General features: G+C 62.9%; 11 protein-coding genes. 4 read left to right on the top strand and 7 right to left on the bottom strand.

Annotated features, from left to right (window positions below; genetic code table 11):
• Positions 1–33: 33 nt before the first annotated feature.
• The 6 genes from AC1RR7_RS25000 to AC1RR7_RS24975 form a co-directional block, all read right to left on the bottom strand.
• A complete protein-coding gene (locus AC1RR7_RS25000; protein ID WP_493158652.1) occupies positions 34–1,995 on the bottom strand; it encodes an acetyl/propionyl/methylcrotonyl-CoA carboxylase subunit alpha in 1,962 nt (653 codons plus the stop codon).
• A 64-nt stretch (positions 1,996–2,059) separates the two neighbouring features.
• A complete protein-coding gene (locus AC1RR7_RS24995) occupies positions 2,060–2,857 on the bottom strand; it encodes an enoyl-CoA hydratase-related protein (protein WP_273535389.1) in 798 nt (265 codons plus the stop codon).
• Positions 2,854–4,011, bottom strand: coding sequence for a citronellyl-CoA dehydrogenase (gene atuD / locus AC1RR7_RS24990; RefSeq protein WP_096821105.1), 1,158 nt, complete (start codon positions 4,009–4,011; stop codon positions 2,854–2,856). The genes AC1RR7_RS24995 and atuD overlap by 4 nt, the downstream gene beginning before the upstream one ends.
• A gap of 29 nt (positions 4,012–4,040) precedes the next feature.
• Positions 4,041–5,657 carry a geranyl-CoA carboxylase subunit beta gene (atuC, locus tag AC1RR7_RS24985; RefSeq protein WP_493158651.1) on the bottom strand — a complete coding sequence of 539 codons (1,617 nt, stop codon included), beginning with the start codon at positions 5,655–5,657 and terminating at the stop codon, positions 4,041–4,043.
• A gap of 3 nt (positions 5,658–5,660) precedes the next feature.
• Positions 5,661–6,530, bottom strand: a complete 870-nt coding sequence (locus AC1RR7_RS24980) for an SDR family oxidoreductase (RefSeq protein ID WP_102620426.1) — start codon at positions 6,528–6,530, stop codon at positions 5,661–5,663.
• A gap of 10 nt (positions 6,531–6,540) precedes the next feature.
• The gene (locus AC1RR7_RS24975) at positions 6,541–8,331 is read right to left on the bottom strand and encodes an acyclic terpene utilization AtuA family protein (protein WP_493158650.1); all 1,791 of its coding nucleotides are present in this window, start codon (positions 8,329–8,331) and stop codon (positions 6,541–6,543) included.
• Positions 8,332–8,518: 187 nt separating this feature from the next.
• Here AC1RR7_RS24975 and AC1RR7_RS24970 point away from each other — a divergent pair, with 187 nt between their 5' ends.
• The 3 genes from AC1RR7_RS24970 to AC1RR7_RS24960 all read left to right on the top strand — a co-directional run bounded on the left by AC1RR7_RS24970 (position 8,519) and on the right by AC1RR7_RS24960 (position 11,132).
• Positions 8,519–9,142: a TetR/AcrR family transcriptional regulator gene (locus AC1RR7_RS24970; protein WP_096821109.1), complete on the top strand. Its 624-nt coding sequence runs from the start codon at positions 8,519–8,521 to the stop codon at positions 9,140–9,142.
• A 91-nt stretch (positions 9,143–9,233) separates the two neighbouring features.
• Positions 9,234–10,031, top strand: a complete 798-nt coding sequence (locus AC1RR7_RS24965) for a substrate-binding periplasmic protein (protein WP_096821110.1) — start codon at positions 9,234–9,236, stop codon at positions 10,029–10,031.
• Between the two features lie 87 nt (positions 10,032–10,118).
• A complete protein-coding gene (locus tag AC1RR7_RS24960) occupies positions 10,119–11,132 on the top strand; it encodes a GNAT family N-acetyltransferase (protein WP_493158649.1) in 1,014 nt (337 codons plus the stop codon).
• A gap of 71 nt (positions 11,133–11,203) precedes the next feature.
• Here AC1RR7_RS24960 and AC1RR7_RS24955 read toward each other — a convergent pair whose 3' ends face one another.
• Entirely contained in the window at positions 11,204–11,758 is a 555-nt protein-coding gene (locus tag AC1RR7_RS24955; RefSeq protein ID WP_096821112.1) for an RNA polymerase factor sigma-70, read from the bottom strand.
• Positions 11,759–12,138: 380 nt separating this feature from the next.
• Here AC1RR7_RS24955 and AC1RR7_RS24950 point away from each other — a divergent pair, with 380 nt between their 5' ends.
• The gene (locus tag AC1RR7_RS24950; protein WP_493158648.1) at positions 12,139–25,137 is read left to right on the top strand and encodes a non-ribosomal peptide synthetase; all 12,999 of its coding nucleotides are present in this window, start codon (positions 12,139–12,141) and stop codon (positions 25,135–25,137) included.
• Positions 25,138–25,181: the final 44 nt, after the last annotated feature.

Genomic DNA, 25,181 nt, shown 5'->3' with positions numbered 1-25,181 from the left:
AGCGTAGTCAAACCTTGCGGATGCGCGCGGCGACTACTCGACCTGCAACAGAACCTGACGATTTTTGACCTGATCGCCGACCTTGACCTGCACCCGCTTGAGCACGCCATCGATGCCGGCCTTGAGCGGGTGCTCCATTTTCATCGCTTCCAGCACCACCAGCAACTGGCCTTTGCTGACCGGACTGCCTTCGCTGACAAGCACGTCGATGATTGCGCCATCCATCGGGGCTTTCAAGGTGCCGGTGCTGACGCTGGTCTGACTGTCGATCACGGCATGAGTTCGATCCACCAGGCGCAGGCTGCCGGGACGGGTGAACAGCCAGAGCTGGTCGTCGTACAGCCGATAGGCGTGGCGCCGGCGCAGGCCTTCGATTTCGAGGGATATCGAGCGTTTGTTGTATTCGATGAGCTTCAGTTCGAAGGCACGTTCAGCCACCTGAACCCGAACGATGCCGTCCGGGGCGGCGAGCAACTGCACGCTCCACGTCTGGTCGTCGAGACCGAGTTGATAGTGCAACGGCGCCCCGGCATTGTTGCGCCAACCGGCCAAGGGTGAACGATGCGCCCCGGCGCAGGATTGATAAAACAGCAACGCCGCCACCGCGAGTTCTTCGGCACTCGGTGTATGCGGGTGCAGGCATGGATGGTCGGCGAAGTGTTGCGGGATAAACCCGGTGCTGAATTCACCGCTGATGAACTGCGGATGCTGCAACAGACTGGCGAGCAGTCGCTGATTGCTCTGCACGCCGAGCAACACGCTGTCCTGCACTGCGCACAACAGTTTGCGCCGGGCCTCTTCGCGGGTCGCGCCGTGGGCGATCAGTTTGCCGAGCATCGGGTCGTAGAACGGTGAGATCGACTGACCTTCGATCAGTCCGTGATCAACCCGCGCCCCCCGATCCAGTGCCGGCGCCCAGGCTTCGACTCGTCCGGTCTGCGGAAGAAATCCCTGGGCCGGATCCTCGGCGTAGAGACGCACTTCCATGGCGTGCCCATCGAGTTTCACCTGCGCTTGCGTCAGCGGCAGCGGACGGCCCTCGGCAACCAAAAGTTGCCACGCCACCAGGTCCAGCCCGGTGATCAACTCTGTTACCGGATGCTCGACCTGCAGCCGGGTGTTCATCTCCAGAAAGTAGAACTGGCCACGGGCGTCGAGCAGAAACTCCACAGTGCCGGCGCCCACGTAGTTCACCGCGCGTCCGGCCTTGAGCGCCGCTTCGCCCATCGCCTGACGCAGTTCTTCGGTCATCACCGGGCACGGTGCTTCTTCAATGACTTTCTGGTGGCGACGCTGGATCGAACAATCGCGCTCGCCGAGGTAGATCAGGTTGCCGTGGTGATCGCCGAACAACTGCACTTCGACGTGGCGCGGTTCGATCAGCGCCTGTTCGAGGATCAGTTCATCGCTGCCGAAACCGTTCAAGGCTTCGGAGCGGGCGGTGCGCAATTGCGCCGCCAGCTCCTCGGCGTGATGCACCAGGCGCATGCCGCGTCCGCCACCGCCGGCGCTGGCCTTGATCATCAGCGGATAACCGATGCGTTCGGCTTCGCGTGTCAGGGTCGCGTCGTCCTGCTCGGCGCCTTGATAGCCGGCGATGCACGGCACCCCAGCAGCGAGCATGGCAATTTTCGACTGGCGTTTGCTGCCCATCAGTTCGATGGCTTCGACGCTGGGGCCAATGAAGGTCAGGCCGGCCTGTTCGCAGGCTCGGGCGAACCCGGCGTTTTCCGAAAGGAAGCCATAACCGGGATGGATCGCGTCGGCACCGCTGCGCCGGGCGGCGTCGAGGATGGCCGGGATGTTCAGGTAGGACTGTTGCACTGGCGCCGGCCCGATGTTCACGGCCTCGTCCGCCATTTGGACATGCAGCGCATCGGCGTCGGCGTCGCTGAACACCGCGACGGTGCGATAGCCGAGGGCCTGGGCGGTGCGCTGGATGCGGCAGGCGATTTCACCGCGGTTGGCGATCAGGATTTTGTGGAGGGCGGGCATGGTGGTTTTTCCTGAATGTAGGCGGTGGATTGGAGGGCCTTATCGCGAGCTCGCTCCCACACGGTCAGGTGCTCCATCCGGGTTTGCGTTTTTGCACGAACGCCATCGTGCCTTCGATGCCTTCGGCACCGGTCACGGCTTCGCTGAACCACTGCGCCGCTTCATCCAGCAATTCACTCGACGGCTGGCCGGCGCTGGCCAGCAGTAATTTCTTGGTAGCGGCATTCGCTTCGGGGGCGCAGCACAGGACATGTTGCAGCACTTCATCCAGCCGTTCGGCCAGTGCCTGGGGATCCTGCTCGACAAAATGCACCAGCCCCAGGCGCCGCGCCTGATGGCCGTCAAAACGCGCGGCGGTCAGGGCCAGGCGGCGGGCTTCAGTGAGGCCGATGCGCTGCACCACAAACGGCGCGATCTGCGCCGGCAACAGGCCGAGGCTGGTTTCCGGCAGACCGAATTGCGCCTGATGATCGGCCATCGCGATATCGCTTACGCACGCCAACCCGAAACCGCCCCCGAGCACCGCGCCCTGCAACACGGTGATCAGCACTTGCGGCGCGTGCTGCGCTTCTTCCAGCAACGACCCGAAAGTGCGGTTCAACTCGCGATAGGCATCGCTGCCCTGAGCGCGGGCGTTGGCCATGTCCTTGATGTCGCCACCGGCACAGAAATGCCCGCCGGCGCCGCTGAGCACCAGCGCGCGAACGCTGCGGTCATCGCGCACGGCGGCCAGCACTGCGCGCAGTTCGGCGACCATTTGCAGGCTCATGGCGTTGCGGCTTTCCGGGCGATTGAGGGTGATGTGCAGCACGCCGTTATGCGGCTCCAGCAACAGCGTCTGGCAATCGGGCAGGGTGCTCATTTCTTTTTCCCCGGCAGGATGCCCATCAGTTTGCAGATGATTCCCAGCATGATTTCGTCGGCACCGCCGCCAATCGACACCAGCCGCACGTCGCGGTAGGCGCGGGCCACCGGGTTGTCCCACATGAAGCCCATGCCGCCCCAATATTGCAGGCAGCTGTCGCTGACTTCGCGACCGAGACGCCCGGCCTTGAGCTTGGCCATCGAAGCCAGTCGGGTGACGTCCTGGCCTTTCACGTATTGCTCGGTGGCCTGATAGACCAGCGCCCGCAGGCATTCGATTTCGGTCTGCAATTCGGCGAGACGGAAGTGGATCACCTGATTGTCGATCAGCGCATTGCCGAAGGTCTTGCGCTCCTTGCAGTACTCGATGGTGCTGTCGATGCAGTATTCCAGGCCCTTGATCATGTTGGCCGCACCGAACAGGCGTTCCTCCTGGAATTGCAGCATCTGCATCATGAACCCGGCGCCTTCATGGCCGATGCGATTGCGCTGGGGCACCCGCACGTTGTCGAAAAACACCTGGGCGGTTTCCGAGCTGCGCATGCCGAGCTTGTCCAGGTGCGAACTGAGGCTGATGCCCGGTGTGTTCATCGGGACCATGATCAGCGACTTGTTGACGTGCGGCTTGTCGTCCGAGGTGTTGGCCAGCAGGCAGATGAAGTCGGCGCTCGGCGAGTTGGTGATCCACATCTTGCTGCCGTTGATCACGTAGTCGTCGCCGTCCTTGCGCGCGGTGGTCTTGAGCCCGGCGACGTCGGAGCCGGCGCCGACTTCCGAGACGCCGATGCAGCCGACCTGCTCGCCGGTGATGGCCGGGCGCAGGAATTCGTCGCGTAGCTCATCGGAGCCGAAGCGGGCGAGGGCCGGGGTGCACATGTCGGTCTGCACGCCGATCGACATCGGAATGCCGCCGCAATGGATGGTGCCGAACTCTTCGGCGGCGACGATTGAATAACTGTAATCCAGGCCCATGCCGCCGAATTTTTCCGGCTTGGAAATCCCCAGCAGGCCGAGGTCGCCGGCCTTGCGGAAAATCTCGTGAATCGGAAAACGCCCGGCCTTTTCCCATTCATCGACGTGCGGGTTGATCTCGTGCTCGACGAATTGGCGGACGGTGCGGCGCAGGGCTTCGTGTTCCGGGGTGAAGATCATTTTTATTGTTCTCCTTGAGTCCGTGGCAATCAGAACCGGCTGACGCCGAAGCTGTTGGGGGCCAGCGTGCGGATGTCGGCTTCGTGGCAGATATCCAGCAGGTAGCCGAGCAGGGTGCGGGTGTCGCGTGGATCGATCAGCCCGTCGTCCCACAGGTTGGCGCTGCCGTAGAGGGCGGTGGACTGGCTGTCGAGTTTCTGCGCCGTGACCTGTTCCAGCATGTCGAGCATCTTCGGGTCGGGCACCAGACCGTCCTTCAACTGCTTGGCTTCGGTGACGATGCGCAGCACTTTGCCGGCCTGGGCGCCACCCATCACCGCGGTGCGGCTGTTGGGCCAGGCGAAGATGAAGCGCGGATCGAGCCCGCGCCCGCACATCGCATAGTTGCCCGCGCCATAGGAGCCGCCGACCACGATGGTCAGTTTCGGCACCCGTGCATTTGCCACGGCCTGGATCAATTTGGAGCCGTGCTTGATCACGCCGTGCTGTTCCGATTCGGTGCCGACCATGAACCCGGTGGTGTTGTGGAAAAACAGCAGGGGTGTCTGACTTTGGTCGCACAGCTGAATGAACTGCGCCGCCTTGCTTGCACCGTTGGGTGTGATCGGGCCGTTGTTGCCGATGAAGCCACAGGCGCGGCCCTGAATTTTCAGGTGGCCGCAAACGGTCTGCTGATCGAACTCACCCTTGAACTCCAGGAAGCGCGATTCATCGGCGATCCGCGCAATGATTTCACGCACGTCGTAGGGCTTTTTCGGGTCGTCCGGGATCAGGCCCAGCAGTTCGTCGATGGGATACAGCGGCTCTTTGAATTGCGGTTCGGGCAGCCACGGAAGCTGCTCGTTCCAGTTCAACAGGCTGATGATTTCCCGCACCTGACGCACGCCGTCGGCATCGTTCTCGGCCAAATATTCGGCGGTTCCGGCGACTTGCGCGTGCATCTCGGCGCCGCCCAGTTCTTCGTCGGTGGCCACTTCACCAGTCGCTGCCTTGAGCAAGGGTGGGCCTGCGAGAAACAGCTTGGCCTTGCCGCGTACCACCACCACGTAATCCGACAGCCCTGGCTGATATGCACCGCCGGCCGTGGCCGAGCCATGCACCACGGTGATCTGCGGCAGCCCCATCGCCGACATGCGCGCCTGATTGGCAAAGCTGCGTGCACCTTCGACAAAAATTTCCGCCGCGTAGTTGAGGTTGGCGCCACCGCTTTCGGCGAGGGTGATCACCGGCAGTTTGTTTTCCTGGGCGATCTGTTGCAGGCGCAGGGATTTTTTCAGACCCGACGGGGAAATCGTCCCGCCCTTGATCGCGCTGTTGTTCGCCACCACCAGCGCCCGCACGCCGGAAACGTAGCCAATGCCCGCAATCAAGCCGCCACCGGCCGAGCTGCCGTCCTTGTCGTCGTGCAGTTTGTAGCCAGCCAGGCTCGCCAGTTCGAGGAATGGCGCGCCAGGGTCGAGCAGCAGGTTCAGGCGTTCGCGGGGCAGCAGTTGTCCGCGCTTGTCGAATTTCGGTTTGGCTTCGGCGGCCTTGTTCAGCAGGTTCTGTTCGAGCTGCTGGACTTGCTCGATGGCCGCAAGCATCGCTGCGCGGTTGCGAGCGAAGGCTTCGCTGTGCGGGTCAAGCTGGGACTGGATCTGCGGCATGGCTTACTCCTTGTCCTTCAAGACGTCCGGCATATAGGCCCGGTGGAAGCCGTTGAAGGATTCGCTGTGGGTCGCCTTGTGCAGCGGCCATGCGCGACTGCCCAGGCTGGCCGCGCCGTCGATGCGCAAGGTGCTTCCGCTGATGAACGACGCCGCCGGGCTCAGCAGAAATACAATCGCCGCGCTGACCTCCGATTCGGTGCCGATGCGTTTGAGCGGCACGTGTTCGCGCAAGGTCGGGATCACCGCCTTGAACGCGCCTTCATAGGTGTCCATGCCGCTGGAGGCGATCCAGCCCGGCGCCACTGCGTTAACCCGAACGCCGGCATAACCCCATTCGAATGCCGCGGTCTTGGTGAAGTTGTCCATACCTGAACGGGCGGCGCCGGAGTGGCCCATGCCGGGCATGCCGCCCCACATGTCGGCGAGCATGTTGACGATGCTGCCGCCGTGCTTGCTCATCGATTGATTGAACACTTCCCGGGCCATCAGGAAACCGCCGACCAGATTGGTGCGCAGCACGGTTTCGAAGCCTTTCTGATTGATCGAGGCCAGCGGCGACGGGTATTGCCCGCCGGCATTGTTGACCAGCCCGTGGATCGGCCCGTGTTCGCGGATCAGTTCGCTGACCAGCGTCTTCACGGCTTCTTCGTCACGAATGTCGCAGGCCTTCCAGTGCGCCCGGCCACCGTCCTCGGCGATTTCGGCAGCAACGGCTTGCAGCTTTTCCGGCTTGCGTCCGACCAGCACCACGGTGGCCCCGAGCGCTGCCAGTTCATGGGCGGTGCAACGCCCGATGCCACTGCCGCCTCCGGTGACGATGACGGTCTGGCCGCTGAACAGGTCAGCCCGGAAAATCGATTCGTATGCCATGGACAATCCTCTAGTCGAACTGCTCGGCGATGCTCTGCGGCACCGGGATCTGGATTTCCAGCAATTGTTGGGCGAACGCTTTGCCTTGCGGGTCGATGCGCAGGCTCGCCACGCCACCGCCACCGAGGGCGTTTTCCAGCAGGAAATTCAGGCTGTGAGTACCCGGCAGATACCAGCGTTCGACCCGGCCGTGAATCGGGTCGAGGACATGGCTCATCCAGTCGACGATCACGGCCGGGGTCAGCGCTTCGGCGATCCACGGCAGGTACTCCGGGCGACGTGGCATGACGCCGATGTTGCTGTGATTGCCCTTGTCGCCGGAGCGCGCCACGGCCAGTTTCACCAGCGCGACGCTGGCGTCAGCGCGGCCATGGGGTTTGGGCGTTTCGTAGGGCAGGGGCAAATCCTCGCTGTCGAGGGTGGCCGAGGCGGGCAGGGCAAACGGGTGGCGCTCGCCGGCAATGTCGATCTGCAAGCTGCAGGCGCTTTTGTCGATCAGGAACGAGAACAGCCGGATCAGCGGATACACCGTCGGCCGCCCGCCGACGATGCCGGTCAGCCCCGGCGCCATGCCGGTGGCGGCCTGGGCGATTTCCCGGGAGAACAGGATCAAGGCCTGTTTGTTCGGGTGGCGCACGGCGAGTTTGATCACCACTTCGCGGCTGTCCCGACGCTGGCCGTGAGGGCCGTAGGTGGCTTCGCTACCAAGCAGCTCGATATGGGTTTCGCTGTAGGGGCCCCAGCCGCGTTGCTCGAGCATTTCAGAAGTCTTGTCGATGATCGCCTGACTGACGCGTCGGGCTTTTTCCACCGCATCGATGCCGGCGATCAGACAACTGGCGGTGCAGCGGAAACCGTCCGGGTACGTCGCACTGACCTTGTATTTGTCGCTGGGCGGCAAGCCTCTGGCGCCGTGGACGCGAACTGCGTTTTTGCCTTGCTGCTGAAGCTTGACCTGACTGAAGTCGCAGACCACATCGGGCAACAGATAGGCCTGTGGATCGCCGATTTCGTAAAGCATCTGTTCGCCGACGGTCAGCGGCGTGACCAGTCCGCCGGAGCCTTCAGGTTTGCTGACGATGAACTGGCCGTCGGCGCCGACCTCGACGATCGGAAAACCGATGTGTTCGTAATCCGGTACGTCGCGCCAATCGGTGAAGTTGCCGCCGGTGCACTGCGCGCCGCATTCGATGATGTGCCCGGCCAAGGCTGCTTGAGCGAGTTTGTCGTAGTCGTGCCACGACCAGCCGAATTCATGCACCAGTGCGGCGCTGACCACTGCGCTGTCGACCACGCGGCCGGTGATGACGATGTCGGCGCCCAGGCGCAGGGCTTCGACGATGCCCGGTGCGCCGAGGTAGGCGTTGGTCGAAACGCACATCGGTGGCAGCGGGGCGCCGCTGAACATTTCCGTGATGCCTTGGGTGGCGAGCTGTTTGAAGTGTGGTTGCAGGTCATCGCCCGACAGCACGGCGATTTTCAGCGCTACGCCGGCCTTGTCGCAGGCCGCTTGCAGGGCGGCGGCACAGGCCTGGGGATTGACCCCGCCGGCATTGCTGATGACGCGAATCTTCTGTTCGGCCAGTTGCGGCAGCAGGGGCGCCAGGACTTCGATGAAATCGCCGGCAAACCCTGCCTGCGGGTCCTTCATGCGGGCGCCGGCCATGATCGACATGGTGATCTCGGCCAGGTAGTCGAACACCAGATAATCCAGCTGTCCTGCGGCCACGAGCTGCGCGGCGGCGGTCGAGGTATCTCCCCAGAATGCGCTGGCGCATCCGATGCGGACGGTGGTGGGCATTTTCATCTCCGACTCAGCAACCTGTGACAGAAGTGCATCGAGGCTACCAAGCAAGCGCTTGGTTTGTAAACAGGCTGGATTATCTTCTGCCCAAGCGCTTGCTTGGTCGCGGCCGGCGGCTTAAATTGCCCGCGCAACCCTGCGGTTTCAGGGCGGCAGACGACTGAACGACTGTAGGAGAGAACGGGTGGACGAGCAAAAAGCCCTGAAGGTCATGCGCGAACTGGTCGATGAAGGCCGGTTGACCGACCCGGACAGCGCTCGCGGCAAACTGCTGCAAGTGGCGGCCCACCTGTTTCGCAACAAAGGCTACGAACGCACCACCGTGCGCGACCTGGCCGGCGCTGTGGGCATTCAGTCAGGCAGCATCTTTCATCACTTCAAGAGCAAGGACGAAATCCTGCGCGCGGTGATGGAAGAAACCATCCGCTACAACACGGCGCTGATGCGTGCAGCCCTGGCCGAAGCGGCCGATGTGCGCGAGCGGGTGCTGGCGCTGATCCGCTGCGAATTGCAGTCGATCATGGGCGGCAGCGGCGAAGCGATGGCGGTGCTGGTGTATGAGTGGCGCTCGCTGTCCGAAGACGGTCAGGCCAAGGTGCTGGCGCTGCGTGACATTTACGAGGACATCTGGCTGCAAGTGCTGGGCGAGGCCAAGGAAGCGGGGTTCATCCGCGGCGATGTGTTCATTACCCGACGTTTTCTCACGGGCGCATTGTCCTGGACCACCACCTGGTTCCGCGCCGGCGGCAGTTTGAGCCTCGATCAACTGGCCGAAGAAGCGCTGATCCTGGTGCTCGAAGAACGCTGATTACTTTCTATCGGCCCGGGAAACTGGCTAACTGGGCGAAACCGCCTAGCTTGAATGCATGGAACGGTACTTTTTCGGGGAGTGGGGTGTTTTGAAGTCTTCGTCAAATCGGACGGCCGCCGGGCTGATGCTCGCAGCGCTGGCTGCATCCTGGGTTTTGCCTGCTGAGGCGGTGCAAGTGGTTCGGGTGGGGGCGGCGCATTTCCCGCCTTACACCATTCGCCCGGAAAACGGTGCCGACACCGGGCTGCTGCCGGAGCTGGTCGCTGCATTGAACAGCTCGCAGAGCGACTACCGTTTCGAGCTTGTCCCCACCTCGATTCCGCGACGGTTCGGCGATTTCAAGGAGGGCCGCACGGACATGGCGATCTTCGAGAATCCGGACTGGGGCTGGAAAGACATTCCCCATACCACGGTCGACATGGGACTGGAGGACGCGGAGATTTTCGTCGCGGAAAACGAACCCGGTCGCCAGCAGAATTACTTCGCTGATCTCAAGGGCAAACGCCTGGCGTTGTACAGCGGCTATCACTACGAGTTCGCCAACTTCAATGCCGACCCCAAATACCTCGCGGAAACCTACAACGCCACGCTGACCTATTCCCACGACAGCAACCTGTTGATGGTGCTGCGCGGTCGGGCGGACATTGCCCTGGTCACTCGCTCGTATCTGTTCGATTACCTGCTGCGCAACGACAAGGTGCGTGACGAATTGCTGGTGTCGCAACGCATCGACCAGATCTATCACCATTACGCCATTCTCAGCCCGAAAGCGCCGATTACCGGCGAGGCGTTCGGCAAGTTGCTGCAAGGGCTGCGCGACAGCGGGCAGATGCTGAAGATCTTCGATCCGTACAAGATTGCCGTGGTGCCGGTGCCTCACCCATGACGGGCGGTTTTTCGCGTCCGGCCTAAATTTCCCGCCCCGGCTCACGTCCCATCGTTGAACTGTCGACGATTATCGTGAGCCCGACCCATGTCCAATCTGAATGACCTGACTGCCCTGGCCTTGCCTTCGGGCAGTCAACTGATAGCCGATGCCACTGAAAGCCGTCTGAGCCTCAGCCTGGACGGGCAACCGCTGATTCGCCTGCGCCTCGATCGTGAAGGCCAGGGGCCGATCCAGATCGATGAACGCTATGCGCTGCCGCCATGCCAGGCGCTGTGGGCGGCCTGCTATTGGCTGTTTGCCCGGGATCCGGCGCGTCAGCAATTGATCTGGCAACTGGATCAGCCACCGACCGAAGCCTTGCTCAGCGGTTTGCTGGTGAGCACTGAAGTGGCGGGCGAATATCGCTGCGAGCGCACGCTGTTCTGGCAACTGCCGCAACCGTGGCTGGGGGCTTCGCTGACCGGCAGTTATCCGCAGCAGATGGTCATCAGCAACGGCAAGCGTCATCCGCTGCGGCCGGTGAAACCGCGTGGTGAGGTTTATCGGCGTTTCGATGCACGTCTCGGTGCGTGGATTTCCCTGCGAACGGTAGAAATCGAGCAGGATCTTGCGCGTTTCAACCGTTGGCAGAACAGCCCGCGAGTCGCCAGTTTCTGGCAGGAAGAGGGCAGCCTCGAACAGCATCGCGAGTACCTGAGCAAACTCGACGCCGATCCGCACACCCTGACCCTGATCGGTTGTTTCGACGACCAGCCGTTTGCCTATTTCGAAGCCTACTGGGCCAAGGAAGATCGCATCGCGCCGTTCTACGATGCCGATAACTACGATCGCGGGATTCACATGCTGGTCGGGGAAGAAAACCATCGCGGTCCGCACAAGGTGGCGAGCTGGCTGTCGGCGCTGGTGCACTACCTGTTTCTGGATGATCCGCGTACGCAGCACGTCGTCGCCGAGCCGCGAGCCGACAACGCGAAGATGATCGGCCACATGCACAACCAGTGCTTCCACTGTGAAAAGGAGTTCGACTTCCCGCACAAGCGCGCGGCGTTGATGATCCTGGGGCGTGAGCGGTTTTTTGATCGCTGCAAACTGGCGTGACGCCTCGCTGAAACAAAAAAAGATCGCAGCCCTTCAGCGAAGGCTGCGATCTTTTTTTTTGCGGTGTGCTGTCAGCGACGGTTCGCAGTCACGGCATCTGCACGACTGCCCGACACCTTGCGGCAGTGCACCAGCGCATCACGAATCATGAAGTTGACCAGGGTCGGCGAAACGCCGAGTTCCTTGGCAATGTCCTTTTGCGGCACGCCATGCAGACGGTACATCTCGAAGGCGTAGCGGGTGCGGACCGGCAGCTCGGTCAGCGCATCGGCAATGTGTTCCAGGGTCGAGAAGTTGATGTGTGAGGTTTCCGGCGAAGCGCCCTGAATGACCACGTTCAACCCTTCCTCCTCGGGGCCGGCGTACTTCTGCTCCAGCGCCTGTTTGCGGTAGTGATCGATGGCCAGATTGCGCACGATCTGGAACAGATAACTCAGCTGGGCCTTGATCGACGACGTGATCGGCGGCGCCGATTGCAGTCGGAAGAACGCATCCTGCACCACATCTTCGGCGCGTGAACGGCAGCCGGTAATGCGGGCTGCAATCTTGACCAGAATCAGTCGATTGTCGACGAATGCCTGAAGTAGCGGTGAATCGCACCTGCTTGTGGATACTTGTTCCGTCATGGAAATCACCTTGCTGCCAATAGGTTAGTGGGACGCCTGGGGGACGGGGCCGTCCTACACATCGAGCGACAAATTATGTTGAATGATAATGATTGTCAATTGAGAAAGAGAACTAATGATCCATAACGGTGCGATCCGTGAGCTGCGACACGCCGCCGCACTCGTCCAAGCGCCCAGCCCCATTGGCGATCCAGCCTGCCGACTAATTATTTCAAGACGTCATCCGTTCTCATTGGTGAATGGTTCCGGGTACACAGCCCCGACCATACCGCATTCCAATGCCTTGCACGGTCGGCGAAGACCGTGTCCCGCATGCCTTGCACGGGCATGCCGCAGCCAACCCGATTCCACCAGCAAGCCGAATTCAGGCAGGAAACCTCATGACCGACGCGTTCGAACTCCCCAGCACCCTGGTCCAAGCCCTCCAGCGCCGCGCGGCTCTGACGCCGGATCGGCTGGCCTTGCGTTTTCTCGCTGAAACCGAGGAGCAGGCTGTGGTGCTCAGTTACCGCGAACTCGATCAGCGTGCGCGCACCATCGCGGCAGCGTTGCAGGCCGAGGCCGGATTCGGTGATCGCGCGGTGCTGCTGTTCCCGAGCGGCCCGGATTACGTCGCGGCGTTTTTCGGTTGCCTGTACGCGGGCGTGATCGCGGTGCCGGCTTATCCGCCGGAATCGGCCAAGCGTCACCATCAGGAACGCCTGCTGTCGATCATTGCCGACGCCGAACCGCGTCTGCTGCTGACCAGCGCCGACCTGCGCGACGCCTTGCAGCAAATCGAAAGTGCGCCGCCGCTGTTGTGCGTCGACACCCTCGACGCCTCGCTGGCCGAGCGTTGGGTCGAACCGACCTTGCCGCAAGACCACATCGCCTTCCTGCAATACACCTCGGGTTCGACCGCGCTGCCCAAGGGTGTACAGGTCAGCCACGGCAACCTGGTGGCCAACGAACTGTTGATCCGCCATGGCTTCGGCATCGACGTGAACCCGGACGACGTGATCGTCAGCTGGTTGCCGCTGTACCACGACATGGGCCTGATCGGCGGTCTGCTGCAACCGATCTTCAGCGGCGTGCCGTGCATCCTGATGTCACCGGCGTACTTCCTCGGCCGGCCGTTGCGCTGGCTCGAAGCGATCAGCCAATACGGCGGCACCATCAGCGGCGGCCCTGACTTTGCCTATCGACTGTGCAGCGAGCGGGTCAGCGAATCGGCGCTGGAGCGTCTCGACCTGAGCCGCTGGCGCGTCGCCTATTCCGGTTCCGAGCCGATCCGTCTCGACACCCTTGAGCGTTTCGCCGAGAAGTTCACTGCGTGTGGTTTCAGCGAAAACAGTTTCATGGCGTCCTATGGTCTGGCGGAAGCGACCCTGTTCGTCGCCGGCACACCTCGCGGCACGGGCATTCCGGCCCTGCGCGTCGACGATCAAGCCCTGGCCCAGAACCGTGCCGAGCCGGGCGAGGGCAGCCCGATCATGAGTTGCGGCATCAGCCAGCCCGATCATGCGGTGCTGATCGTCGAGCCGACCACGCTGGCAGAGTTGGCCGACAACGCCGTCGGTGAAGTCTGGGCCACCGGCCCGAGCATCGCCCACGGCTACTGGCGCAACCCCGAGGCCAGCGCCAAGACTTTCGTCCAGCACGCCGGCCAGACCTGGCTGCGCACCGGTGACCTGGGCTTCATTCGCGACGGTGAACTGTTCATCACCGGTCGCCTGAAGGACATGCTGATCGTACGCGGTCACAACCTCTACCCGCAGGACATCGAGAAGACGGTCGAGAGCGAAGTGGAGGTGGTGCGCAAGGGTCGCGTCGCCGCGTTCGCGGTCAATCAGAACGGCGAAGAAGGCATCGGCATCGCGGCGGAAATCAGCCGCAGCGTGCAGAAAATCCTCCCGCCCGAAGCGCTGATCAAAGCCATCCGTCAGGCGGTGGCCGAGGCTTATCAGGAAGCACCGAGCGTGGTGGTGCTGCTCAATCCGGGTGCGTTGCCGAAGACCTCCAGCGGCAAGCTGCAACGTTCGGCCTGCCGCAATCGTCTGGCTGACGGCAGCCTCGACAGTTACGCGGTGTTCCCGTCGGCCACCGCTGAAACCAGCGAATCGACCGCGTCCGCCTCTGAGCTGGAAGCCCTGATCGGCAAGATCTGGGCCGAGCAACTCAACGTCAAGCAAGTCAACGCCGACGATCACTTCTTCCTGCTCGGCGGCAACTCGATCGCCGCAACTCAGGTGATCGCCAAGGTACGCGAAGAACTGAGCCTGGAGCTCAATCTGCGTCTGCTGTTCGAAGCCCCAACCCTGTCCGCGTTCGCCGCTGCCGTGGCGCAACAGCAGCAGGACGGCGGCAGCGCCCAGGGCGAAATCACCGCACTGTCGCGCAACGAAGCACTGCCGCAATCGCTGGCGCAAAACCGTCTGTGGATCACCTGGCAACTCGATCCGCACAGCAGCGCCTACAACATTCCCGGCGCCCTGCGCCTGCGCGGCGAACTGGACGAAGACGCATTGCGCGCCAGTTTCCAGCAACTGATCGAACGCCACGAATCCCTGCGCACGCGTTTCTTCGAGCGCGATGGCGTGGCGCTGCAACAGGTCGAAGCGGCGGGCGAGTTCAACCTGCAACTGATCGACATCAGCGATCTGCCGGCCGCCGAGCGTGAGGCACGCGCACAACAGATTCGCGAAGACGAAGCCCGCACCCAGTTCGACCTGGAGAAGGGCCCGCTGCTGTGGGTGACGCTGGTTCGCCTCGACGATGAAGATCACCAGTTGCTGGTGACCATGCACCACATCATCGCCGACGGCTGGTCGCTGAACGTATTGATCGACGAGTTCTCGCGCCTGTACGCCGCTGCTTCCCAAGGCCAGCGTGCCGAACTCGCGCCGCTGCCCACCCAATACGCCGACTATGGCAGTTGGCAGCGCCAGTGGCTGGCGCAAGGCGAGGGCGAGCGGCAACTGGCGTACTGGAAAGCGCAGTTGGGTAATGAGCATCCGACGCTGGAACTGGCGACCGACCATCCACGTTCTGCCAAACAAATTCACAGCGCCGCACGCCACAGCGTTCGTCTGGGAATCAGCCTCAGCGACGCCATTCGCCAGACCGCCCAGGCCTATCAATCCACGCCGTTCATGTTGCTGCTCTCGGCGTTCCAAAGCCTGTTGCATCGCTACAGCGGTCAACGCGACATTCGTATCGGCGTGCCGAACGCCAACCGTCCGCGCCTGGAAACCCAGGGCCTGATCGGCTTCTTCATCAACACTCAGGTACTGCGTGCTGACGTCGATTCGCGTCTGTCGTTCACCGAACTGCTGGCGCAAACCCGTCAGGCTGCGCTCGGTGCTCAGGCGAATCAGGACCTGCCGTTCGAACAACTGCTCGAAGCCTTCCCGCAGGCCCGAGAACAAGGTCTGTTCCAGGTCATGTTCAACCACCAGCAACGCGACCTGAGTGCGCTCAAGCGTCTGCCGGGCGTGCTCGCCGAGGAACTGCCGTGGCACAGTCGCGAGGCCAAGTTCGACCTGCAACTGCACAGCGAAGAAGACCGAAATGGTCGTCTGACGCTGTTCTTCGACTATGCCGATGAGCTGTTCGACGCCGCGACCATCGAGCGTCTCGCCGAGCATTTCAGCAACCTGCTGCGCGCTGTCTGCGAGCGCCCGGATCAGGCAATTGGTGACCTGCCACTGCTGACCGCCGACGAACACACTCAGCAAAACGCGTGGAGCGTCGCCCCATGCACGCCGGCTCAGCAATGGCTGCCAGAACTGCTCAACGAACAAGCCCGGCAAATCCCTGATCGCACCGCCCTGATATGGGACGGCGGCAGCCTCGACTTCGCCGAACTGCACGCCCAGGCCAACCGTCTCGCCCATTACCTGCGCGACAAAGGCGTCGGCCCGGACGTGTGCGTGGCCATCGCCGCCGAGCGTTCGCCGCAACTGCTGATCGGCTTGCTGGCAATCATCAAGGCCGGCGGCGCCTACGTGCCGTTGGACCCGGATTACCCGGCCGATCGTCTGGCCTACATGCTCAGCGACAGCGGCGTCGAACTGCTGCTGACCCAGACTGCATTGCTCGACCGCTTGCCGGCCAGCGAAGGCGTCAGCGTGATCGCCATGGACACCCTGCACCTGGAAAACTGGCCGAGCCAGGCACCGGGCCTGCACTTGCACGGCGACAACCTCGCCTACGTGATTTACACCTCCGGTTCCACCGGCCAGCCGAAAGGCGTGGGCAACACTCACGCGGCGCTGGCCGAACGTCTGCAATGGATGCAGAACACCTATCGCCTGAACGACACCGACGTGCTGATGCAAAAGGCGCCGATCAGTTTCGACGTGTCGGTGTGGGAATGCTTCTGGCCGTTGATCACCGGCGCGCGCCTGCTGATCGCTGGCCCCGGTGAACACCGCGATCCGCATCGCATCGCGCAGTTGGTTCAGCAGTACGGCGTGACCACGCTGCACTTCGTACCGCCGCTGCTTTCACTGTTCATCGACGAACCGTTGAGCGCCGAATGCACCAGCCTGCGCCGCGTGTTCTCCGGCGGTGAAGCGCTGCCGGCGGAACTGCGCAACCGCGTGCTGGCGCAACTGCCGGCGGTGCAACTGCACAACCGTTATGGCCCGACTGAAACCGCGATCAACGTCACCCACTGGCATTGCACCGTGGCCGATGGCGAGCGTTCGCCGATTGGCCGTCCGCTGGGCAACGTGGTCTGCCGCGTGCTCGACAACGATCTCAATCCAGTGCCGGCCGGTGTGCCGGGTGAGCTGTGCATCAGCGGTATCGGCCTGGCCCGTGGTTACCTCGGTCGCCCGGCGCTGACCGCCGAACGTTTCGTGGTCGATCCGCTGGGCGAGCAGGGTGCGCGTCTGTACCGCACCGGTGACCGCGCGCGCTGGACCAACGATGGTGTGATCGAATACCTCGGCCGTCTCGATCAGCAGGTCAAACTGCGCGGTTTCCGCGTCGAGCCGGAAGAAATCGAAGCGCGTCTGCTCGCTCAGGATGGCGTCGCCCAGGCCGCCGTGCTGGTGCGTGAAACCGTCGCCGGTCCGCAATTGATCGGCTATTTCACCGCCACCGATGCCAATGAAGATCAGGACGCGCAAATCGCTCGCCTGAAAACCGCACTGGCCGCCGAGCTGCCGGAATACATGGTTCCGGCACAACTGATGTGCCTGGACGCAATGCCCCTGAGCCCGAGCGGCAAACTCGACCGTCGCGCCTTGCCCGAGCCGCAATGGCAGGTGCGCGAACACGTCGAACCGGTCACCGAGCTGGAACAACAGATCGCCGCGATCTGGCGTGAAGTGCTGGGCCTGAAACAGGTCGGCCTGCGCGACGACTTCTTCGCCCTCGGCGGTCACTCGCTGCTGGCCACGCAAATCATTTCCCGCACCCGTCAGGCCTGCGACGTCGAATTGCCGCTGCGTGCCTTGTTCGAACACAGCGAACTGGGTGATTTCGCCGAACAGATCCGCCAGATCCAGGCCAGCGGCCGCACCAACAAACAGCCGCCGATCGACAAGGTTGATCGCAGCAAGCCCGTGCCGTTGTCCTATTCCCAGCAGCGCATGTGGTTCCTCTGGCAGATGGAACCGGACAGCCCGGCGTACAACGTCGGCGGCATGGCGCGCCTGCGTGGCGTGCTGGATGTCGGGCGTTTCGAAGCAGCGTTGCAAGCGCTGATCCTGCGTCACGAAACCCTGCGCACCACGTTCCCGAGCGTCGACGGCGTGGCCCGTCAGCACGTGCATGCCGAGACCGGCGTGCGCATGGACTGGAAGGATTTCTCGAAATTCGCCGCTGATGTGCGCGAGCAGAAGGTCCAGCAACTGGCCGACGATGAAGCGCATTTGCCGTTCGATCTGGAAACCGGCCCGCTACTGCGCGCTTGCCTGGTCAAGACCGCCGAGCACGAGCATTACTTCGTCCTGACCCTGCACCACATCGTCACTGAAGGCTGGGCGATGGACATCTTCGCCCGGGAACTCAGCGCGCTGTACGAAGCGTTCGTCGATGACCGCGATTCGCCGCTGGAGCCGCTGCCGGTGCAGTACCTCGACTACAGCGTGTGGCAACGCAACTGGCTGGAGTCCGGTGAGCGTCAGCGTCAGCTCGACTACTGGACTGCGCAACTGGGCCGCGAACATCCGCTGCTGGAACTGCCGGGCGACCGTCCGCGTCCGCCGGTGCAAAGTCACCAGGGTGAACTGTTCCGTTTCGACCTCAGCGATGACCTTGCCGCTCGCGTTCGGGCGTTCAACGCGCAGAACGGTCTGACCCTGTTCATGACCATGACCGCCGCACTTGCAACGTTGCTCTATCGCTACAGCGGCCAGACCGATCTACGCATCGGCGCACCGGTGGCCAACCGCATCCGTCCGGAAAGCGAAGGGCTGATCGGTGCGTTCCTCAACACCCAGGTGTTGCGTTGCCAGCTCGACGGCCAGATGTCGGTCGGCGAATTGTTCGAGCAGGTGCGTCACACCGTGATCGAAGGCCAGTCCCATCAGGACCTGCCGTTCGATCATCTTGTTGAAGCGTTGCAGCCACCGCGCAGCGCGGCGTACAACCCGCTGTTCCAGGTGATGTGCAACGTGCAGCGCTGGGAATTCCAGCAGAGCCGCATGCTCGCCGGGATGACTGTCGAATACCTGGCCAACGATGCGCGGGCGACCAAGTTCGACCTCAACCTGGAAGTCACCGACCTCGACCATCGCCTCGGTTGCTGCCTGACTTACAGCACCGACTTGTTCGATGAACCAACCATCGCGCGCATGGCCAGACATTGGCGCAACCTGCTGGAAGCGTTGATCGCCGACCCTCAACAGCGCCTCAGCGAATTGCCATTGCTCGATGCGCCTGAGCAACAACAATTGCTCGACAGCCTTGGCGTCGAGCCGGGCGAGCGTCGTCTCGATCAGTGCATTCATCACCTGTTCGCCGAGCAGGCACTGGCGCGCAAAGATGCGCCGGCCCTGACTTTTGCCGGGCAGACCCTGAGCTACGCCGAACTCGACGCCCGCGCCAATCGTCTGGCCTGGGCCCTGCGCGAGCGCGGTGTCGGCCCGCAAGTGCGGGTCGGTCTGGCGCTGGAGCGTTCGCTGGAAATGGTCGTCGGCCTGTTGGCGATCCTCAAGGCCGGCGGCGCCTACGTGCCGCTGGACCCGGAATACCCACTCGACCGCCTGCATTACATGATCGAAGACAGCCGCGTCGGCCTGCTGCTCAGCGACCGGGCGATGTTCAAAGCCCTCGGCGAACTGCCGTCGAACGTGGCGCGCTGGTGCCTGGAAGACGACAGCGCCGCGCTGGCTGATTACCCGGCCACCGAGCTGCCATTTATCAGCCTGCCGCAGCATCAGGCGTACCTGATCTATACCTCGGGTTCCACCGGCAAACCGAAAGGCGTGGTGGTGTCCCACGGTGAAATCGCCATGCACTGCCAGGCCGTGATCGAACGCTTCGGCATGCGTGCGGACGATTGCGAGCTGCACTTCTATTCGATCAACTTCGACGCCGCCACCGAGCGTCTGCTGGTGCCGCTGCTCAGCGGCGCGCAGGTAGTGCTGCGTGCGCAAGGACAGTGGGACGCGGAAGAAATCTGCAGCCTGATCCGCGAACATCGGATCAATATTCTCGGCTTCACCCCGAGTTACGGCAGCCAGTTGGCGCAGTTCCTCGCGACGCAAAACGACATCCTGCCGGTGCGCATGATCATCACCGGCGGCGAAGCGCTTACCGGCGAACACCTGCAGCGGATTCGTGCAGCGTTCAAACCGAGCCTGTTCTTCAACGCCTATGGCCCGACCGAAACCGTGGTCATGCCGCTGGCCAGCCTTGCACCCGAGGTGCTGGAAGAGGGTGCCGGTAGTGTGCCGATCGGCAGCGTGATCGGAGATCGCGTGGCCTACATCCTCGACGCCGATCTGGCACTGGTGCCGCAAGGCGCGACTGGTGAGTTGTTCGTCGGCGGCGCCGGCCTGGCCCAGGGTTATCACGACCGCGCCGGCATCACTGCCGAACGTTTCGTCGCCGACCCGTTTGCCGCCAATGGCGGGCGCATGTACCGCACCGGCGACCTGGTGCGCCAGCGCGCCGATGGTCTGGTGGAATACCTCGGGCGGATCGACCATCAGGTGAAGATCCGTGGTTTCCGGATCGAACTGGGCGAGATCGAAACCCGCCTGCTCGATCACGCTTCGATCCGCGAAGCGGTGGTGCTGGCGCTGGATGCACCGAGCGGCAAGCAACTGGTCGGCTATCTCGTGACCGAGGTCGCTTCGCGAAGCGAAGCCGAGCAAGCAGAACTGCGCGAAGCCCTCAAGGCGCACCTGAAGACGCAATTGCCGGACTACATGGTGCCGACGCATTTGATTCTGTTGGCCAGCATGCCGCTGACCGCCAACGGCAAGCTCGACCGTCGCGCCTTGCCAGCGCCGGATCCGGAGCTCAATCGTCAGGATTACGTGGCGCCAAGCAACGAGCTGGAGCAGACCCTGGCGCAGATCTGGTGCGAAGTGCTCAACGTCGAGCAGGTCGGTCTCAACGACAATTTCTTCGAACTGGGCGGCGACTCGATCCTGTCGATTCAAGTGGTCAGCCGTGCGCGGCAGCAGGGCATTCACTTCAGCCCTCGCGATCTGTTCCAGCACCAGACTGTGCAGACGCTGGCCGCTGTCGCCAGTCGCAGTGAAACCGTGACGGCCGAACAAGGTTTGGTGACTGGCGAATCGCGTCTGACGCCGATCCAGCACTGGTTCTTCGACACCGAGATTCCCGAGCGTCAACACTGGAACCAGGCGTTGCTGCTGGAGCCGACTGTGGCGCTTGAACCGCATCGTCTGGAACAGGCGTTGCTGGCCGTGATCGAGCAGCATGACGCCTTGCGTCTGCGCTTCAGCGAGATCAACAGCGCATGGCAAGCAACCCATCAACCGGTGACCGATGCCGCGGTGTTGTGGCAAGTGCGCGTGCCGTCGATGGACAAGTGCGCCGCACTGTTCGCCGATGCCCAGCGCAGCCTCGATCTGGAGCAGGGTCCGCTGGTGCGCGCCTTGTTGATTGACGGGCCGGAGGGTCAGCAACGACTGTTCATCGCGATTCATCACCTGGTGGTCGACGGTGTGTCGTGGCGCGTTCTGCTCGACGATCTGCAAACCGTGTATCGCCAGCTCGACGCCGATCAGTCGGTGAAACTGCCGGCGAAAACCAGCGCCTTCAAGGACTGGGCGGCGCGCTTGCAGGCCTACGCCGGCAGCGAATCCCTGCGTGAAGAACTGAGCTGGTGGCAGGCGCAACTGGCCGGTCCGACTGCCGATTTGCCGTGCGAACGCCCTGAGGGTGGCCGCCAGAATCGCCATGCGCAAACCGTCAGCGTGCGTCTGGATGCAGAAAAAACCAAACAACTGCTGCAACAGGCACCGAGTGCCTATCGCACGCAGGTCAACGACCTGCTGCTGACCGCATTGTCCCGCGTGCTGTGCCGCTGGAGCGGGCAGCCGTCGGCGCTGATTCAACTGGAAGGCCACGGCCGCGAAACCCTGTTCGACGAAATCGACCTGACCCGCACCGTCGGCTGGTTCACCAGCGCTTATCCGCTGCGTCTGACCCCGCACAACATCGAAGAAGCCGCCGGGCAGGGCGCTTCGATCAAGGCGATCAAGGAACAACTGCGCGCCGTTCCGCACAAAGGCCTCGGTTATGGTGTGCTGCGTTATCTGGCCGATGACGTCAGCCGTCAGAGCATGGCAGCGTTGCCGAACGCACCGATCACCTTCAACTACCTCGGCCAGTTCGACCAGAGTTTCGGCAGCGATGCGCTGTTCCGTCCGCTGGATGAATCGGTCGGTGCCGCCCACGATCCGCACGCACCACTGCCGAACGAGTTGAGCGTCGACAGTCAGGTGTACGGCGGTGAGCTGCTGCTGCGCTGGACCTTCAGCGCCGAACGTTACGACGCCCAGACCATCAACGACTTGGCCGATGCCTACGTCGGTGAGTTGCAGAGCCTGATCGAACATTGCCTGCAGGACGAGGCCGGTGGTCTGACGCCATCGGACTTCCCGCTGGCGAAACTGACCCAGGCGCAACTCGACGCACTGCCGGTGCCGGCGGCGCACATCGAAGATGTGTACCCGCTGACCCCGATGCAGGAAGGCATGCTGCTGCACACCTTGCTGGAGCCGGGCACCGGTCTGTACTACATGCAGGATCGCTATCGCATCAACAGCGAACTCGACCCCGAGCGTTTCGCCCAGGCATGGCAAGCGGTGATCGCCCGTCATGAAGCGCTGCGTGCGTCGTTCTGCTGGAACGTCGGCGAAGACATGCTGCAGGTGATTCATACGCCGGGTCGCACGCCGATCGAGTATCTGGACTGGAGCGCCATCGCTGACGCCGAGCAGGAGCCGAAGCTGCAAGCGCTGCTCAAGGCCGAGCGCGAAGCCGGGTTCGATCTGCTCAATCAGGCACCGTTCCACCTGCGCCTGATCAAGGTTGGCGCGGCGCGCTACTGGTTCATGATGAGTAACCACCACATCCTGATCGATGCCTGGTGTCGCTCGCTGCTGATGAACGATTTCTTCGAGATCTACACCGCTCTGGGCGAAGGTCGCGAAGCGCAATTGGCGGTGCCGCCGCGTTACCGCGATTACATCGGCTGGCTGCAACGCCAGAGCCTGGCCGAGGCGCGTCAGTGGTGGCAGCAGAACCTGCAAGGGTTCGAGCGCACCACGCCGATCCCGAGCGACCGTCCGTTCCTGCGTGAACACGCTGGCGAAAGCGGCGGCATGATCGTCGGCGACCGCTACACCCGCCTCAATGTCGAGGACGGCGCCCGTCTGCGCGAGCTGGCCCAGGCCCATCAACTGACCATCAACACCTTCGCCCAAGCGGCGTGGGCACTGGTGCTGCGACGCATGAGCGGTGATCGCGACGTGCTGTTCGGCGTGACCGTGGCCGGGCGTCCGGTGGAAATGCCGGAGATGCAACGCACCGTCGGCCTGTTCATCAACAGCATCGCGCTGCGGGTGCAGATCCCGGCGGACGATCAGCGGGCCAGTGTTCGTCAGTGGCTGAGCGGTCTGCTCGACAGCAACATGCAACTGCGCGAGTACGAATACCTGCCGCTGGTGAACATCCAGGAGCAGAGCGAACTGCCGAAAGGCCAGCCGCTGTTCGACAGCCTGTTCGTGTTCGAAAACGCCCCGGTGGAAGTCTCGGTGCTGGACCGTGCGCAGAGCCTCAACGCGACCTCGGACTCGGGCCGTACCCACACCAACTTCCCGTTGACGGCGGTGTGCTATCCGGGTGATGACCTCGGTCTGCACCTGTCTTACGACCAGCGTTACTTCGACGAGTCGACCATCGAGCGCATGCTCGGCGAGTTCAAGCGTCTGTTGCTGGCGCTGGTCGACGGCTTCCATGGCGACATGGCTGACCTGCCGCTGCTGGGCTTTGATGAACAGGACTTCCTGCTCCACGGTTGCAACCAGAGTGAGCACGACTATCCGCTGGAGCAGAGCTACGTCGAACTGTTCGAAGCCCAGGTCGCGCAACATCCGCAACGCACTGCCGCCAGTTGCCTCGATCAGCAGTTGAGCTATGCCGAGCTGAACCAGAACGCCAACCGTCTCGGCCACGCGTTGGTCGCGGCCGGGGTGCAGATCGATCAACCGGTGGCGTTGCTGGGCGAGCGCAATCTGGATCTGCTGGGCATGATCATCGGCAGCTTCAAGGCCGGTGCCGGTTACCTGCCGCTGGATCCAGGCCTGCCGAGCCAGCGTCTGCAACGCATCATCGAGCTCAGTCGCACGCCGGTGCTGGTGTGCACCGAGGCTTGCCGTGAACAGGCGACGACCTTGCTGGATGAATTCAGCTGCGCCAACCGTCCACGCCTGCTGGTGTGGGAAGAGGTTCAGGCGGGCGCGGTGTCGTCGGCGAATCCGGGCCTCTTCAGCGGCCCGGACAACCTGGCCTACGTGATCTACACCTCGGGCTCCACCGGTTTGCCGAAGGGCGTGATGGTCGAGCAGCGCGGCATGCTCAACAACCAGTTGAGCAAGGTGCCGTACCTGAATCTGAGCGACGCCGATGTGATCGCCCAGACCGCTTCGCAAAGCTTCGACATTTCGGTCTGGCAGTTCCTCGCCGCGCCGCTGTTCGGGGCGCGGGTGGACATCGTGCCGAACACCATCGCCCACGATCCGCAAGGCCTGCTGGTGCATGTGCAACAGCAGGTCATCACCGTGCTGGAAAGCGTGCCGTCGTTGATCCAGGGCATGCTCGCCTCGGATCGTTTGAGCCTCGACGGTCTGCGCTGGATGTTGCCGACCGGTGAAGCAATGCCGCCGGAACTGGCGCACCAGTGGCTGCTGCGTTATCCGGAGATCGGTCTGGTCAACGCCTATGGCCCGGCGGAGTGCTCAGACGACGTGGCGTTCTTCCGCGTCGACCTGGCCTCGACTCGTGGCAGTTATCTGCCGATCGGTACGCCGACCGACAACAACTTGCTGTACCTGCTCGATGGCGCGCTGGATCTGGTGCCGCTGGGTGCGGTGGGTGAGTTGTGCGTGGCCGGCACCGGTGTCGGTCGTGGTTATGTCAGCGATCCGCTGCGCACTGCGCCGGTGTTCGTGCCGAATCCGTTCGGTGCGCCGGGTGAGCGTCTGTATCGCACTGGCGACCTGGCGCGCCGTCGCAGCGACGGGGTGCTGGAATACGTCGGCCGGGTCGACCATCAGGTGAAGATTCGCGGTTACCGGATCGAGCTGGGTGAAATCGAGGCGCGTCTGCACGAGCAACCGGAAGTCCGTGACGGGGCGGTCGGCGTGCAGGAAGGTGTCAACGGCAAGCATCTGGTCGGCTACCTGGTGGCCGCAGATTCCGCACTGAATCAGAGCGAACGGCTGGAGCGGATCAAGCAGCGCCTGCGCGCCGAACTGCCGGAATACATGGTGCCGCTGCACTGGTTGTGGCTCGACCGGTTGCCGCTCAACGCCAACGGCAAACTCGACCGCAAGGCCTTGCCGGCGCTGGAGATCGGCCAGTTGCAGAGCCAGGATTACCTGGCGCCGCGCAGCGATCTGGAGCAGACCCTGGCCGATATCTGGGCCGAGGTGCTGAAGGTCGAGAAGGTCGGGGTCCGCGACAACTTCTTCGAACTCGGTGGCCACTCGCTGCTCGCCACACAAATCGCCTCGCGAGTGCAGAAAACCCTGCAACGGGATGTGCCGCTGCGAGCGATGTTCGAGTGCAGCACGGTGGAGGAACTGGCCGAGTACATCGAAGGGCTGGCGGCCAGTGACATTACCGAAGAGAAGGTGGATCGGTTGAATGATCTGATGGCGGCGCTGGAAGGTTTGTAGTCTTCAGCGCCTGTGCGTTCAACACAATTCAACCGGTACATTCA

This window comes from Pseudomonas sp. GW821-FHT11G12, assembly GCF_058808055.1.
Note: the sequence above shows the minus strand (reverse complement) of the source record. Positions and strands in the feature narration are given on the sequence as shown.

Coding starts and splice junctions, on each gene's coding strand:
- AC1RR7_RS25000 (WP_493158652.1), bottom strand. CDS start 1,995: ATGCCCGCCCTCCACAAAATCCTGATCGCCAACCGCGGTGAAATCGCC.
- AC1RR7_RS24995 (WP_273535389.1), bottom strand. CDS start 2,857: ATGAGCACCCTGCCCGATTGCCAGACGCTGTTGCTGGAGCCGCATAAC.
- atuD (WP_096821105.1), bottom strand. CDS start 4,011: ATGATCTTCACCCCGGAACACGAAGCCCTGCGCCGCACCGTCCGCCAA.
- atuC (WP_493158651.1), bottom strand. CDS start 5,657: ATGCCGCAGATCCAGTCCCAGCTTGACCCGCACAGCGAAGCCTTCGCT.
- AC1RR7_RS24980 (WP_102620426.1), bottom strand. CDS start 6,530: ATGGCATACGAATCGATTTTCCGGGCTGACCTGTTCAGCGGCCAGACC.
- AC1RR7_RS24975 (WP_493158650.1), bottom strand. CDS start 8,331: ATGCCCACCACCGTCCGCATCGGATGCGCCAGCGCATTCTGGGGAGAT.
- AC1RR7_RS24960 (WP_493158649.1), top strand. CDS start 10,119: ATGTCCAATCTGAATGACCTGACTGCCCTGGCCTTGCCTTCGGGCAGT.
- AC1RR7_RS24955 (WP_096821112.1), bottom strand. CDS start 11,758: ATGACGGAACAAGTATCCACAAGCAGGTGCGATTCACCGCTACTTCAG.
- AC1RR7_RS24950 (WP_493158648.1), top strand. CDS start 12,139: ATGACCGACGCGTTCGAACTCCCCAGCACCCTGGTCCAAGCCCTCCAG.